The sequence below is a fragment of the Arthrobacter sp. SPT-J7 genome (assembly GCF_059089965.1).
This window is the reverse complement of record NZ_JBNHFF010000001.1, coordinates 285,501-300,359: the sequence shown is the minus strand read 5'-3', so window position 1 is coordinate 300,359 and position 14,859 is coordinate 285,501. Positions and strand designations below refer to the sequence as shown.

Sequence of the window (14,859 nt, the reverse complement as noted above, 5' to 3'; positions counted from 1 at the left end):
TTTGACCATGACTGAGATTGACGACCTGCGCCTGCGCACGCGTGCCTTCGTCCGCGACTGCGTCGTCCCCGCCGAGCCGGCACCCGGTGAACGGCTCGATCCGGCCGTCCGAGCGCGACTTCAGTCCGAAGCCAAGATCGCTGGGGTCTTCGCGCCCCACGTCGAGCGGAGGTTCGGTGGGCAGGGGGTGGCTATCGAACATTGGTCCCCGATCTTCCAGGAAGCCGGCTATTCGCCGATCGGGCCAAGCGCTCTCAATTGCATGGCTCCTGATGAAGGCAACATGCACATGCTCGAGCTCATCGCCACGCCGGAGCAGCAGGAGCGATACCTCATACCGCTCGCGGCTGGTGACATCCGCTCCTGCTTCGCGATGACCGAGCCACACCCGGGTGCAGGATCGGACCCTGCCGCCCTCATGACGGAAGCCCGGCGCGTCGACGGCGGATGGCGCATCTCTGGTCATAAGCGCTTTATCAGCGGCGCCGACGGGGCGGCGCTAACGATTGTGATGGCACGCAATGCGGAATCGGACGGAGTTCCGGAGGGCGCGACCATGTTCCTCGTCGATGCCGATAATCCGGGCATGCGCACGGGCGAGCACATCCACACGATCGACCGGGCCATTGACGGTGGACACCCGCATCTCTATTTCGACGACTGCTTTGTGGAAGATGCGGCCGTACTCGGTCAGCCGGGCGAAGGCTTCCTCTATGCACAGGTCCGCCTCGCGCCGGCGCGCCTGACCCATTGCATGCGATGGCTGGGACTGGCCCGCCGCTCCCTTGACATTGCCCTCGACCGTGCCGATAACCGGGATCTGTTCGGCTCAGCCATGAAGGACTTGGGACTCGTGCAGGAACTGATCGCGCAGTCAGTCATCGATATCGAAACCTCGGATGCGATCGTCACAAAAACCGCGAACCTGCTCGCCACAGATCCGAAAGCCGGATCGGCCATGTCCTCGATCGCGAAGGTGCACTGCTCCGAGGCGATTTACCGAGTGATCGACCGCGCCATCCAGATCTGCGGCGGCGACGGCGTGTCCGATGGTCTTCCGCTTGCACAGTATCTTAACGAGGTGCGGCCGTTCCGGATCTATGACGGCTCCAACGAGACGCACAAGTGGGCAATCTCCCGTCGTGCATCGAAAGTTAGGGCCAAGGCCGTGGCCAACGGTGAGCCCCGCCTCGATCAGGCGGTGGTCCGATGAGCACCGTAGGCGACGGCGTCCAGATCGTCGAATCGCGTGCCGACGCCGCCGCACTTCCCCTTCCTCCCTTGCTCATCCTCGATGCAGTCCGTGAGTTCTTCGATATGCATCGGCTCGGCTGTGGGCCGCTGGAGGTCGACCGCATCGGGGACGGTCAGTCAAATGTGACCTACCGGATTGTTCGCGGAGACGAGACGTTCGTGCTGCGACGCGGCCCCCGCCCGCCGCACCCGAAGTCCGCCCACGACATGGTGCGGGAGGCCCGAATACAGCGCCTCATACGCGCGGCAGGTGTCCCCGTGCCGCGCGTAGTCGCCGTTTGCGAGGACGACTCGACGCTCGATGTGCCGTTCTATGTCATGGAGTTCGTCGATGGCGAGGTGATAACCAACCGGATTCCGCCACCATTCGACCCCGCAGAACAGCGGCAAGCTACCGCGTTCGCCGCGATAGATGCGATGGTCGCCCTGCACCGGATCGACGTGAGGTCCGGTGAACTGGCTACTCTTGGCCGACCGGATGGTTACTTAGAGCGCCAAGTCAGGCTCTTCTCAACGTTATGGGCTGGCAACACCCGGCGTGACCTGCCGGAAGTGGCACTGATCGGGGAATGGCTCACCGCGAACCGGCCAGAAAGCCAGATGGCGTCCGTCGTCCACGGCGATTTTCGCCTGGGCAACTTAATGTTCAACAGCAACCCTCCTGTGACAGTCGCAGCAATCCTCGACTGGGAGATGGCCACCATCGGTGATCCCCTCGCTGATCTCGGCTACTTCACCGCAACCTATGCGGAGCCGGGCGCGGTACCTACCCCGATGGAGCTGACCCCGGTTACCCGGGAAGCCGGGTATCCCTCGCGCGAGGAGCTCATCGCCAGATACGCACAACAGCTGCCGCTGGACCTGAGCCACTTGCACTGGTACCAGACACTCGCCTTGTGGAAGGCAGCAATCTTTTGCGAAGCCATGTACACGCGTTGGCTGCATGGGGAACGCCCAGGCGATGACTTTGCCCCTACCCTCGAGGAGGGCGTGCCGACCCTGCTGCGGGCCGCGTCCTCCTTCGTGGGGAGTTGAGCGTCCGCGAAGGTCGGTCCCCTGTTTCGCCATTGCGGGGGCTTAGCACTACCGATACTCCGAACGATCATGGTGGCCAACCACCGCCCCGGTAGCTTGATCCTCCAGCCCGATGGCGCTCCGCTGGTCCCGCAACCAAGGGTCTTTTTACATCGAGGGCGTGGCCATATCCGCATGTATCGGCCACCTACAGGATCGACAACTCTAGGCGGACTTAGCACGAGAACCTAAAAGGCCTCGCCGCAAAGATGCACCCCTCCCCATGACCGAACCGCTTCCAAAGGAGCTGCCGCATGAGCGCCGCCGATTTCACCAAGCTTGCTGAACTCTTTCCCGACGAAATCGTTACACACTCACACACCCGGGACATCGAGTTGCCGGCCGCGCCCGGCCAGCACAGCGCCGGAGTTTTTGCGCTAATTACCCTGGATAACGGCCTCGACCACAAGCCCACTACGCTGGGGCCCAACACCCTGATCGAGCTGGGAACGGTCCTGGAGAGCCTGAAGGAGCGGGCTGCCCGGGGTGAAATCGTGGGCGTCGGGGTGACCGGCAAACCTGGTTTCCTGGTCGCCGGCGCGGACCTTTCCGCTGTTAAGGCGCTGGAGAACCGCGAACACAGCCTCTGGATGGCCCTGCTCGGCCACACTGTTTACGCCAAGCTGACCGACCTCGGGGTCCCCAGTTTCGCCTTCATCAACGGCACTGCCCTGGGCGGCGGCTTGGAGATCGCGTTGCAGTCCACCTACCGCACTGTCTCCAGAGGTGCCGGCGCACTGGCCCTACCTGAAGCCTTCATCGGCCTCGTCCCTGGCTGGGGCGGCGTTTACATTTTGCCCCGGCTAATCGGTCCGGGGAACGCGGTCAAGGTGATGATTGAAAATCCGCTCAGCAACAACCGCACCCTCACCGGGGCTCAGGCCTTCGGGCTCGGCATCGCCGATGCCCTGTTCGAACCGGCCGATTTCCTGGAACAGTCCCTCACCTGGGCCGCAAAGGTCATCCGCGGCGAGGTGACCCCCGAGCGGGCTCACGCCGTCGACCCCTCCGACCCCGGCGTTGCCGAGCGCTGGACGGCAGCCGTCGCAGCCGGCCGTCTATTCGTGGAGGCCAAAACGCGCAACGCGGCTCCGGCACCGGCGAAGGTCCTGGACATCCTTGAGGACAACCGCACGATGAGCCAGGCTGACTCGGCCACCGTCGAGTGTGAGGCTCTTGCAGGGCTAATGCAGACCGATGAGTTCCGCGCTACGGTGTACGCGTTCCTGGACCTGGTGCAGAAGCGGTCCAAGCGGCCGGCCGGCGCACCGGACCGGAAGCTTGCACGCCCGGTCACCAAGGTCGGTGTGGTGGGCGCCGGACTGATGGCAGGCCAACTCGCGCTGCTGTTCGCCAACCAGCTCAAGATCCCGGTGGTCATGACGGACATCGACCAGGCCCGGGTGGATAAGGGCGTGGACTACGTCCACGCCGAGGTGGACAAGCTGCTCGCGAAGAAGCGTATCAGCCCGGATGCAGCCACCCACACCAAGGCTTTGGTCACTGGATCAGCGTCTAAGGAGGCCTTTGCCGACGCCGACTTCGTCATTGAGGCAGTTTTCGAGCAGCTGGACCTCAAGAAGCAGGTCTTTGCCGAGGTGGAAGCCATCGTCTCGCCGGACTGCATCCTCGCCACCAACACCTCATCCCTGTCCGTCACCGCCATGGCCGAGGGGCTTCAGCACCCCGAACGACTGGTGGGCTTCCACTTTTTTAACCCGGTTGCTGTGATGCCGCTGCTCGAAATCGTGCGTGCACCCAGGACAGATGACGCAGTGCTGGCCAGCGCCTTTGAGCTAGCCAAGGGCCTGAAAAAGACTGCAGTCCTGGTCAAGGATGCGCCTGCGTTTGTGGTTAACAGGATCCTGCTGCGGCTGATGGGCGAAGTGACGGCGGCCTTTGACGAAGGCACACCCGCAGAGATCGCCGACAACGCCCTGCGGCCCATGGGCCTGCCAATGACCCCGTTCACGCTAGGCGCCATGGTGGGACTGCCGGTGGCCCAGCACGTCCAGGAATCCCTGCACGCCGCGTTCGGTGACCGTTTCCCGGTGTCCGCCAACCTGCAGAAACTGATCGACAACGGGGTGAAGTCCCTGTGGGCACCGACCGCTGACGGAGGCCAGGAAATCCCTGCGTCCACGCTCTCCCTTATGTCCTTTGGCACGTCCCCCTCCACCGGCGACGCCGTACTGCGCCGCGTTCAGGATGCCCTCGCCGAGGAGATCGGCCTGATGCTGCGTGAGGGTGTGGTGGCAGGTCCCGAGGACATCGACCTGTGCATGATCCTGGGCGCCGGCTGGCCGATGTTCCTCGGGGGCATCACGCCGTACCTGGACCGTTGCGGTGCCTCGGAGCGCGCCAACGGCAAGCGGTTCCTGCTGCCGGGCGTGGCTTCCGGCCCCGCATTGGACCGGTTCTCAACAGCCTGACACCGGAGCAGCTATAGACAGGAATGCGAGTCGTTTGGGTTGGGCACCCGGGCCCGGAACTTGCTCGGCGAACCGGTGAATGATTGAAGTGTCAGCCACGACGCCGGTATTTCCTTGGCGCAGGGGTTGAGCCTTTCGGAATAGGGTCCTTTCAGCCATACAGACAAAACACAGCAGGCCATCGGCCTGGGAATCCGGGCCGCGTAATCCGGCCACCGGGTGCTTTCCGCCTCCGCTACCGAATGGGTGGACCGGTCGCAGCCGTCCACGGGCGGCTGCAGGAAAAACTGCGCAACCTGCGACGGCATTCCATACTCATACTCGATCTATGCCGAATTCGCGACTATGCGAAGGCTACTTGCGGCCGTATGGGTTGGTGGGACAGCTTGTTAGGAGCCCTCACTTAGATGTCCGGGCGTAAGAAGTACACCCAGAAGTTCAAAGAAGACGCCGTGGAGCTGGTGCTGCCCTCCGGCCGTCCGGTGGCCCAGATCTGTGTTGATATCGGCGTGAACGAAGGAACTTTGGGCAATTGGGTGCGCAAGTACCGGGAAGAGCATCCGGAGCAGTTCGCCGGCCAGGAGAAGGAGCCGGTGCCTTGGGATGAGCACCAGAAGGCGTTGGCGGAGAATGCGAAGCTGAAGCAGGAAATCGAGTTCCTGGGAAAAGTCAGCGCCTTCTTTGCAGCGAAGCAACGGTAGAGGACTACTACCGTTTCATCGAAGCAGAGAAGGCCAACTACAGTGTTGTCTGGCTGTGCCGGACTCTGGAAGTCTCCCGGGCCTCGTTCTACCGGTGCGCGATCCCAAGGGCCCGTCTCCGCGGGCGGTGCGGACGCGGGCTTGGAAGAAGACCACCGAGCAGGACCCGCAGGCCAAGACCGCCCATATCGAGAACCATATGCTCGACGCCGACGGTAAACGCGACTTCTCCTCCGAGGTTCCCGGTACCCGGCTGTGCGGGGACATCAAGTACCTGAAGACCGGTGAGGGCTGGCTGTATCTGGCCACCGTGATCGACCTGTGCAGCGGCATGGTCATCGGGTGGAACATGGACAAGCACATGCGTACCAGCCTCTGCACCGAGGCGCTGGCCATGGCCCGTGCTCCCGGTTACCTGCACCCGGAAGGCGCCATTAATCACTCGGACCGCGGGGCGCAGTTCACTTCCGCCGAGTTCCAGGCCTGGTGCGAGGGCAACGGCGTCACTCAGTCGATGGGCAAGGTCGGGGTGTGCTGGGACAATGCCGTCGCGGGAAATTTCTTCTCGCACCTGAAGACCGAGTACTACCACTACAACAGCTTCACCAGCCGCCTCGCGGCCAGAACCGGGGTCATGGAATACATCGAAGCCTGATACAACCGAAAACGGCCCAACGCCAGAGCCGGCGGCAGAGCACCGGCAGCTGCCCTGGCCGCCCATCAAACCCGCGATCAGGAACCCCTGGCCGCCTAATCGAAATCAACGATGAACTGTCTCAAAACTTGACGAGCGCACGAAGTGGTACTGGCCGCCCTGACCGGCTCAGCGCCCTGCCCGCAGCGTCGGGAAAGGCCGACAGACGGCGTCTTAGCCGCGGTGGGGACAGGGGCCGCAAACTCCGCCCTCCGCCGCATCGTCCTCGTCCGGATGAGGACGATGCGGCCACCCGTGCCTACGTCACTAAATGACAAAAGAAGCCCTAAGCAAAAGAGAATCATCCGGTGCCTTGAGCGCTACGTCGTCCGTGAAATATACCGCACCCTGATCCGCCCCATATTCCCCTAGACCGGCAGCCGTTGCCGCGTGACAATCAATTGGAGCATCGCGTGTCCGAACCTGGCAACAACACCCCGTCACCGGATAATCATTGATAGGACGAGAAAGTCATACCAGGTCCAGCGACCTACCCCCGACCTTCGAACTCAAAAAATGTGAAGGTTGTTTGCAATCTGAGAGATGCTATCGCCGCAGCAAGTCCCTGACGTGACTGGTCTCATTGACGGACGCTACCCGTCGCTCACCGGTACGGGAAACGAGCACGCGGGTTACTGACACGTATTCGATCGGAAAGACGAGGGGGCGGTCAAGCCCGAGCATGTCCTGCAGCAAGACGTTGATGACACCGCCGTGCCCAAACACTGCCACTGTGTCCTCGTGTCTGGACTCTTCCACGACTTGGCCAACGGACTCTAATACCCGGGCACGGAATGCGTCGACGTCGACGGAAGCCGGGAACTCGCCTGCTCGAATGCGGGCGTATGCCTCCGGTGCCCGAGTCTTTGCCTCGTGGAACGGGATGTAGTGGTCGTAGTTGCAGTCGTACTCGGCGAGCCCGTGGTGCTGGGTGATGTGAAGGTTGTGCGCCTCTGCGAGCGGCGCTGCCGTTTCGAGTGCGCGGCGTTGTGGGCTGCTGACAATCCGGGCTATGCGGTAGCTGGCTAGCGCGGCAGGAAGGCGTTTGGCTTGCAGGCGCCCTTCCTCAGTCAGTGCCGGATCAGCGCGACCGCCGGAACCTGTTACCAGCTCGGGTAGTGCGTGGCGGATCAGAAGTAGTTGCACGTTGACCAGCCTGCCAACTACCCGGGCACTAAGCAAGTAATCCGTCACTGGGCTGCCGCCAACTAATACGCGCTTTCCGACTCTGCCGCTACGCGGGAATACGCGGCACAGAGGGTCCTTGTCGGCGTGGTCATATTGCTTCGAGCCATGTGAGGATTCTAGGATCGGGTGGTAGGCGCCGGGAGCAACCTGGGGTGGCCGGATCTTGTCCAGTGCGGCCTTCTTGGTCTGCGGGACTACGCCCTTGGTCTGCGGGACTACGCCCTTTGGCTGCGGGACTACGCCCTTGGTCTGCGGGACTACGCCAACGGCGATCGCACCACTACCCGGGACAACTTACAAGCCTGACTGCAGGATGACCGCGTTTCTTCAAAAAGGCGGCGACCCCCTCGAGAATCTGGTTATCGGGTACCCGAGGGAGTCGCGCTCTATGGAGGTGTTACTTGGCTCCGGATAGGCCTGGCAGCCAGAGGGCCAGATCAGGCCACAGGATCAGGATCACCAGCATTAGGATGCAGGCCCCGATGAATGGCATCACACCCTTGAACACATCAGTAATCGTCAGCTTCAGTCCCATGCCCTTGGTGCTGGACTGGGTGAGGGCGAGGACGACGAAGTTCAGCACACCCAGTGGTGGTGCGACCATATCGATCTCCGCGAGGATGATCAGGAACACGCCGAACCAGATCAGGTTGACGTCCAGTGCAACCAGCGGAGCCATGAACACAGGGATGGTCAACAGCATCATCGCCAGGGTGTCAAGGAAGAAGCCGAGGATGAGGTAGACCGGAATAAGCAGCAGCAGGAATCCGAGCTGGGTCAGTCCCAGGTCGATCACGCCATCGGCGACCCACCCTGCCAGACCGCTGAGCGCCATGACCCGGGTGAGCAGGTTCACGCCGACGAGCAGCAGCATGATCGCGGCGACCGCGGAGACTGTTTCCATCAGGGTGCTGGAGAAGTAGGTGCCGACGACCTTGCGCGTGGGAACCGCGCCGGCATTCTTCTTCATGTTCTTCCTCGAGCGGGTCACGACCAGGCCCAGACCCAGAATGAGGGTGATCAGAGCACCATACGCTCCCGCTTCGGTCGCGGTGAAGACACCGAAATAGATCCCGCCGAGAACGACGACGACGATTAGGAGCATCGGCACCAGGCTGGTCAGAGACGCTATCCGTTCCTTCCACGGGTAGCTCTGCCCCCGCGGGGCGGAATTTGGGCTGATCGCCGCCCAAAGGATGATCACGATCGCGAACAGCACCGCCATCGCCAGGCCCGGGATCACGCCCGCCAGTAGCTGCGGACCGACCGGGGTTTCGGCCACTCCGGCGTAGATCACCAACAGCGTGCTCGGCGGAATGACCTGGCCGAGGGTGCCGGCCATGCCTGTCGCGCCCATGGCCAGGCTGGGTTTGTAACCGGAGCGGATCATCTCCGGAATGGACACCCGGCCGATCGCGTAGACGATGCCGATGGTGCTGCCGCTGGTCGCGGCCATTCCTGCGCCGGTGAAGTTCGTCGCGACCGCCAGGCCGCCGGGAAGCCGGCTCAGCCACTTCCGCGCGGTATCGTATGCGCCGCCCATCAGTCCGCTCTTGCCCATGGCGACGCCCATCAGCACGAACATCGGCAAGACGCTCAGCGACCAGGACGCGAAGGAGGAGAACACGATCTCCTTCAATGAGCCCACGACCGCATTCGGCCCGACCAGGATGTACAGGCCGAAGATCGCCGTTGCCGACATCGCAATACCGATCGGGATCTTGAACAGCATCAACGCCATCATCAGCAGGATGATCACGAATCCCACGATTAGCTTGTTCGAATCGTCGACGAGTAGGTAAACAGCCAGCAGAACGGTCACCACCGCCGTGATGATCAGGCCGATCGTGAACCGCCGGGCGGTCAACGCCTCCTTCAACTCAAGCGGGGTCTTAGCCCGGGGTGCATCGCGCAAAATCGTGCTCATTGGGTCTCCGCCTTCTCGCTCGTCGCGGGCTTGTTACCGGCGTCGTCGTGTGCCTGCACAACTGCCGGCTCCGCCTGGTTCAGCTCTTCGAACACTGTTTCCTCCGCCTCCAGCGCCGCGACGGCTTCATCCTCATCGGACGGCACGAAATCCTTCACTGTGATCGCCCGCAAAAGCATTGCGAACGCCTGCAGCAGCAACCCGACCAAGCCAATCACGATTGCAAACCGGAACGGCCAGACCTCCAGCCACGGAGTGCCGGGGGCCTTCTCGTTAAAGCTCATCGCTTCCGCCCCCTTCGCTGTACCGAACCAGACAAACATCGCTGTGGTCCCCAGAGCGAAAACCATCCCGACGATTTCAACGATCCGCTGCGTGCGGGAACCGGTAGGAGCAGTCAACAGATTGACCCTAATGTGCTCGGCATGCAGCAGTGCATAGCCCAAACCGAACGACACCAAAATCGGCATCCACGCGAACTGGGTTAGATCCAGCGTGCCCGGCAGCGGTCGGTTGAAGAAGAAACGCCCTATAACGTCTAGGACGATATTCACCATCAGACCAACAGTCGCGATACCGCCGAGAACAGCCAATAGCACACTGAAACGATCGATCCACTTCAGCCACGGAACGCGATCACTCACGATCTCCACAGTTGTCATCCCACCTCTCCTTCAACGAGGGGCGGAACTTCCTTGACCGGATGGCGGTCAGATGAATACGTCATGGTCAACTCCTTCGTTGATGACATGCGACGGCGGTATGTTCGCCCGAGAGACGCTAGCACAGAAGTTCAGGCTACGCTATCAGCCGGTAGCCGGATTGCAGTGCGGTGTCGACCTTCTGCCCGAGCATGCCGACATAGAGCGTCACTGCCACCCCAAGGAGGGTAACTACAGTCTTGTACCTGGTCAGGCGGAGCGCACCGTGCTGTTTAGCCAAATGCGTTCGTCCGGGGGCTTGCCTGCAATGACGTTTTGGCGATTTCTTTCAATGGTGTGGCGGGGTCAGCAAGCCTCCCATCATCCGCCGCCACAACCTTGCCGATGAGTGCTCGCGCCTGGGCGTAGTCCTTGACATTATTAATTGCCTCGACTGCGGCCACGACGTCGCCGCGCAGGTAAACAACACTGAACTTGCCCGTTGCGGGGTCGCCTCGCACCACAGAGGTGTCGTAGCCGGTCAGCACCCCTACCGTCTGAAGGCGGTCGTCGTACTGGTGCGACCAAAACCAAGGAACCGAAGAGTAAGGCTGGGGATCACCGAGAAGGACTTGCGCGACTGTCTTGGCCTGATCGTTAGCATTCTGCACGGACTCAAGCCGCAGGCGAGCTCCGGGCATCCAATCTGATTCAAAGCTGGCGCAGTCTCCAATGGCATAAACGTCGGGGAGTGTTGTGCGGCAGAAGGCATCGACCAGCACGCCGTTACCGATCTCGGCTCCGGCGTCCGCCAATTGCGAAACGTTCGGGACAAGTCCGATGCCGACGATAACCAGGTCAGCGTCAAGCTCGATGCCGGACGTGAGATGAACGCCCGTTACCTGCCCGTCATTTCCGAGGATCGCGCTGACGCCGTCCCCGAGCACGAAGTGAACGCCCTCGCGCTCGTGCCTCGCTTTTACGTAGGAGGAGACATCTTCGCCGCTCACCCGTTGCAGCAGGCGATCAAGCGCCTCGACGACTGTGACACTGATGCCTGCCTTGCGCAGTGAGGCGGCAGCTTCCAGCCCGATGTAGCCACCGCCAATGACTACAGCGTTTCGGGCGGTGAGCATACGGTGTTTGACCCGCTCAGCGTCACTCAACTTGCGCACCACGTGCACACCGTCGAGGTTGGCACCTGGGACCGGAATTCGGCGTGCCTCGCCGCCAGCGGCCCACACTAGCGTGCCGTAGCTAATTGACCCGCCGTCTTCGGTCGTCACTTCGTGCGCTCCAGCGTCCACCGCAATCACGGAAGTACCCAGGTGCCTCTCGACGGCCGAGCCGGCCCACCACGACTCCGGACGAAACGCAAGATCTTCGGCAAAGTCTTCGGCAAGATAGCCCTTCGTCAGGGGCGGCCGCTCATACGGAGCGGCGATCTCGTCGCCGATTAGCGCGATCGAACCTGTGTACCCTCCGCCGACCAGCGCTAGTACGAGTTGAGTACCTGCGTGTCCAGCACCGGCTACCACGACATCGTAGTGCTGCATGATTCGGACCCTTCCTAATTGCGGAGATTGAGCCAACGCCCTCGACTCTGACCTTTCAGCGATTTAAGCAGGATAACAACGGTTAGCCTTTTAGGTCAACCTCGCGAAGAGACTTAGGACAAATGCCTGCGAAGCACACGCAACGTACCTCAGACGGGCCAGACGGCCACGGAATGTTTGGCCGCGCGATCGACGAGATGCGAGACGTCAGACGAGTTGACCTGTCTTCGCGGCGGCACGAAGCGATTCAGGTGCATCAAACTGCGCCCCCGTAACGCGCAGCAAGCTCATCTGCTCTGCGGATGAAGGCATCAATCCCGATGTCGCCGCCTGCGGCGACAGACCCGTGCATGAAAGTGGGTCGCCCGCCGCGGTGTGGTGGGTTAGGGGTAGGGTCGATGCGGTCGGGGTGGGCGACCGCGAGTTGGGCGAAGGCTTGTTTCCAGTTCGTGGTGATCTGACCCTCGGTGAGTCCGTCGCAGCAGACGATGAGGGCGTCCTTGACGCCTCGGTTGACCAGCTCGGCGCAGACCCCGGCCCAGAACTTTGCTCCCTCGGTAGCCCGGATCCAGATCCTTCGGAGGTGCCTGACGCCGTCCATGTCAACGCCCATGGCGATGTGGGCACCCTGGTGCGCACTTGAGCTCAGTCTCGAACTCCACCACGAGCAGGGCCTTTTCAAAGTCCGGTGAGGTGACCCGGCGTAATTGCGGTCCGGCGTGTCGGCTTTTAATCACGGAGAACTCCTGTTAATCCGGTGGGTATCACACACCCCGGACCACAGGAGTTCTCCGTTGCCATCTACCCTCACCCAGGTACTGGAACGCCATTCGGACACCTCGCCGGCCGTGTCCGCGAAGCACGGCTACGGAGATATTGATACATCTTCCCTGCGTGCTGCCTTGGAAACGGTTCCCGACCCGCGCGCCCGCCGCGGTCGCTACCCTTTCGCCGGGATGCTCCTGCTCCTGGTTTGCGCTGGGTTCTCGGGCGCGCAGTCACTGACGATGATCGCCGAGTGGGCTCATGACGCTGCCAAAAGCCGGGCCCTGTTCGACTCGGGAAAAATCCCGTCGCTGGCCACAATCCACCGTCTTGCAGCGCAGATCGATCCGGTAGCCCTGGACACGGCAGTAGGCCAGCACGAGCCGATGAACTTAGGCGAGGTGACCGGTTGCGACGGCAGATCGCACGGAGTCAGGGGCATCGAAGCGAGCGCCGTAACGCGCCGACAGGTCCTCCGCGCGGCGGACAAACGACTCGAGCCCGATCTGCCCGTCGTGCGCTTCGTACCCATTCATGAACTGGATTGCTCCACCGTGGTGAGCGGGAAATCCGATACCCAGGATCGATCCCACGTTCGCCTCGGCGACTGAGCGGAGCACGTTCTCCTCGTAGCAGCGAGCCGTTTCGAGCGACATGATGAAGAGGAACCGCTCTCTGACGTCGTCGAAAGGGGGCTGCTCGTCGGCGATGGGAAAGTGCTCGGACAGATCTCCCCAGAGCGAGACGCGCTTGCCTCCTGGAGCGTCGTACTGGTAGAAGCCCGCTCCTTGAAAGCGTCCCGGCCGCTCGAGCTCGATGAGCTTATCCACCACATCCTCGGCAGGGTGAGCGACGTAAACACCTCCGCCTGCCTCGACCGCCTCACGGTGGGCACGCGAGATCTTCTGGCTCAACGTGAGCGTTAGCTCGTCGCTGAGCTGCAGGGAGCCGACCGGGAAGCCCGCTTGCACTGCTGCGCGCTCAACCGTCACGGGATGGACGCCCTCCTTTAGCATTACGAGCCCCTCGTTGAGAAAGGCCGTTATGACACGGCTGGTGAAGAAGCCCCGGCTGTCGTTGACTACGATCGGTGTCTTCCGCAACAGTTTGACGAAATCAAGAGCTCCCGCGATTGCCGCGTCGGAGGTTTCCTTGCCGACGATGACCTCGACGAGCGCCATCTTGTCGACGGGTGAGAAGAAGTGGATGCCGATAAAGTCTTCGGGACGGTCAACCGCCTCCCCGAGTTCGGAAATAGGCAGGGTCGATGTGTTCGACCCGAGCAGTGCATCCGGGCTCACAATGTGCTCAAGCTCGCGGAACACCTCCTGCTTAATAGCCACGGATTCAAAGACGGCCTCGACGACCAGATCGCAGCCCTCAAGTTCCCGGTACTCACCGGTGGGCTGGATCCTTCCGAGGATCTCATCGGCCTTCTCTTGCGAAATCTCGCCGTGCAAAACACGCTTCTCTAGCAGCTTCGAAGCATAAGACTTGCCGCGCTCCGCGGTTTCGAGATCGCGGTCCTTCAGCATCACGTGAAGCCCAGCATTGGCCGAGACATAGGCGATACCCGCACCCATCATCCCTGCGCCCAGCACGGCCACCTTCTCGAAGGAGCGAGTGGGGATGTCGGCTGGCCGCGCGTCGCCGCGCTTGATTGCGCCTATGTCAAAGAAGAGGGCTTGCGTCGTGTTCTTGAACTGCTGCCCCGTGACCAGCTCCGCGAAGTACCGGCTTTCGATGCGGGACGCAGTATCGAAGTCAACCTGGGCACCCTCAACCGCGGCAGCGAGGAGGGTTTTCGGCGCTTTCACGTCGGCACCCTTCAGTTGTTTGCGAAGTCCTGCCGGAAGCGATGGGAGGATCGATGAAAGGGGCGGAGATGAAGGGGTACCGCCGGGCATCGAGTACTCCGCTGTATCCCACAGCTGGTGAGCCGCGCCTTCAGAGGCCTTTGCGTTTATCCATGCCCGAGCCGCGGGCACGAGCTGCTCAATGTCGTCGACCAGCTCGTCGACGAGCCCGACATCCTTCGCGGCAGCGGGCTTGAAACGCTTTCCCGGCAGCAGTACTTGGGTCAGCGCTTTCTGAACACCGAACATTCGGACCGTTCTTGTCACTCCACCGCAGCCCGGAAGCAGACCAAGACTCACCTCGGGCAGACCGAATTCGCTCCGGCCGTCGTCGACGGCGATACGGTGATGTGCCGCGAGGGCAATCTCGAGTCCGCCGCCGAGAGCCGAGCCGTTGAGTGCCGCGACAACGGGCAGGTTGCAGGTTTCGAGTCGACGTAGCGTCGCCTTGATTTGCTCCGCGTCGTCAAAGAAACGTTCGGCCTCTTCAGGTTCGGCCAGCATCATCGATTTGAGGTCGCCGCCAGCGAAGAATGTCTTCTTGGCGCTCGTTACGATCACGCCTTTGATTGCTTCTCGATCGGCGATCACGCGGTCGACCGCTCCCTCCATCGAACGCGTGTAGGCGCTGTTCAATGTGTTCACTGGGGCATTGCGATCGTCCAATGTAAGGATCGCGATACCGTCGTCATCCACGTGCAGACGCACAGCGTCAGTCTCGTCAGCCATTCTGTTCTCCTGATACGTGTTGAAATTCGGTGAGGTCGTCTG

The 14,859-nt window shown here is 61.9% G+C and carries 9 protein-coding genes and 3 pseudogenes; 5 read left to right on the top strand and 7 right to left on the bottom strand.

The window, feature by feature from the left end; genetic code table 11:
• Positions 1-7: 7 nt before the first annotated feature.
• From AC5RWX_RS01330 to AC5RWX_RS01315, 4 genes and pseudogenes are all read left to right on the top strand, one after another.
• The gene (locus AC5RWX_RS01330) at positions 8-1,213 is read left to right on the top strand and encodes an acyl-CoA dehydrogenase family protein (RefSeq protein WP_494096878.1); all 1,206 of its coding nucleotides are present in this window, start codon (positions 8-10) and stop codon (positions 1,211-1,213) included.
• Positions 1,210-2,289 (top strand): phosphotransferase family protein, encoded by a 1,080-nt coding sequence (locus AC5RWX_RS01325; protein ID WP_493939891.1) that lies wholly within the window; start codon positions 1,210-1,212, stop codon positions 2,287-2,289. The genes AC5RWX_RS01330 and AC5RWX_RS01325 overlap by 4 nt, the downstream gene beginning before the upstream one ends.
• A 293-nt stretch (positions 2,290-2,582) precedes the next feature.
• Positions 2,583-4,760 (top strand): 3-hydroxyacyl-CoA dehydrogenase NAD-binding domain-containing protein, encoded by a 2,178-nt coding sequence (locus AC5RWX_RS01320; protein ID WP_493939890.1) that lies wholly within the window; start codon positions 2,583-2,585, stop codon positions 4,758-4,760.
• A 407-nt stretch (positions 4,761-5,167) separates the two neighbouring features.
• Positions 5,168-6,215: pseudogene (locus AC5RWX_RS01315) on the top strand (IS3 family transposase).
• A 486-nt stretch (positions 6,216-6,701) separates the two neighbouring features.
• On the opposite strand, the gene AC5RWX_RS01310 reads toward AC5RWX_RS01315, so the two are convergent.
• The 6 genes and pseudogenes from AC5RWX_RS01310 to AC5RWX_RS01285 form a co-directional block, all read right to left on the bottom strand.
• The gene (locus AC5RWX_RS01310) at positions 6,702-7,301 is read right to left on the bottom strand and encodes a histidine phosphatase family protein (RefSeq protein ID WP_493939889.1); all 600 of its coding nucleotides are present in this window, start codon (positions 7,299-7,301) and stop codon (positions 6,702-6,704) included.
• A gap of 439 nt (positions 7,302-7,740) precedes the next feature.
• Complete coding sequence (locus tag AC5RWX_RS01305) at positions 7,741-9,258, bottom strand: TRAP transporter large permease (protein ID WP_494096877.1); 1,518 nt, start codon at positions 9,256-9,258, stop codon at positions 7,741-7,743.
• Positions 9,259-9,266: 8 nt separating this feature from the next.
• A complete protein-coding gene (locus tag AC5RWX_RS01300) occupies positions 9,267-9,932 on the bottom strand; it encodes a TRAP transporter small permease subunit (RefSeq protein ID WP_493939887.1) in 666 nt (221 codons plus the stop codon).
• A gap of 136 nt (positions 9,933-10,068) precedes the next feature.
• Positions 10,069-10,212, bottom strand: coding sequence for a hypothetical protein (locus AC5RWX_RS01295; RefSeq protein WP_494096876.1), 144 nt, complete (start codon positions 10,210-10,212; stop codon positions 10,069-10,071).
• Positions 10,205-11,467, bottom strand: coding sequence for an NAD(P)/FAD-dependent oxidoreductase (locus tag AC5RWX_RS01290; protein ID WP_493939886.1), 1,263 nt, complete (start codon positions 11,465-11,467; stop codon positions 10,205-10,207). The genes AC5RWX_RS01295 and AC5RWX_RS01290 overlap by 8 nt, the downstream gene beginning before the upstream one ends.
• A gap of 409 nt (positions 11,468-11,876) precedes the next feature.
• Positions 11,877-12,092, bottom strand: a pseudogene (locus tag AC5RWX_RS01285) (transposase); the annotation flags it as partial.
• A 94-nt stretch (positions 12,093-12,186) separates the two neighbouring features.
• Between AC5RWX_RS01285 and AC5RWX_RS01280 the strand changes: the two are divergent.
• A pseudogene (locus AC5RWX_RS01280) lies at positions 12,187-12,600 on the top strand (transposase family protein); the annotation flags it as partial.
• Positions 12,601-12,624: 24 nt separating this feature from the next.
• On the opposite strand, the gene AC5RWX_RS01275 reads toward AC5RWX_RS01280, so the two are convergent.
• Positions 12,625-14,817 (bottom strand): 3-hydroxyacyl-CoA dehydrogenase NAD-binding domain-containing protein, encoded by a 2,193-nt coding sequence (locus AC5RWX_RS01275; protein WP_493939885.1) that lies wholly within the window; start codon positions 14,815-14,817, stop codon positions 12,625-12,627.
• Positions 14,818-14,859 lie beyond the last annotated feature (42 nt).

Coding starts and splice junctions, on each gene's coding strand:
- AC5RWX_RS01275 (WP_493939885.1), bottom strand. CDS start 14,817: ATGGCTGACGAGACTGACGCTGTGCGTCTGCACGTGGATGACGACGGT.
- AC5RWX_RS01320 (WP_493939890.1), top strand. CDS start 2,583: ATGAGCGCCGCCGATTTCACCAAGCTTGCTGAACTCTTTCCCGACGAA.
- AC5RWX_RS01325 (WP_493939891.1), top strand. CDS start 1,210: ATGAGCACCGTAGGCGACGGCGTCCAGATCGTCGAATCGCGTGCCGAC.
- AC5RWX_RS01290 (WP_493939886.1), bottom strand. CDS start 11,467: ATGCAGCACTACGATGTCGTGGTAGCCGGTGCTGGACACGCAGGTACT.
- AC5RWX_RS01300 (WP_493939887.1), bottom strand. CDS start 9,932: ATGACAACTGTGGAGATCGTGAGTGATCGCGTTCCGTGGCTGAAGTGG.
- AC5RWX_RS01330 (WP_494096878.1), top strand. CDS start 8: ATGACTGAGATTGACGACCTGCGCCTGCGCACGCGTGCCTTCGTCCGC.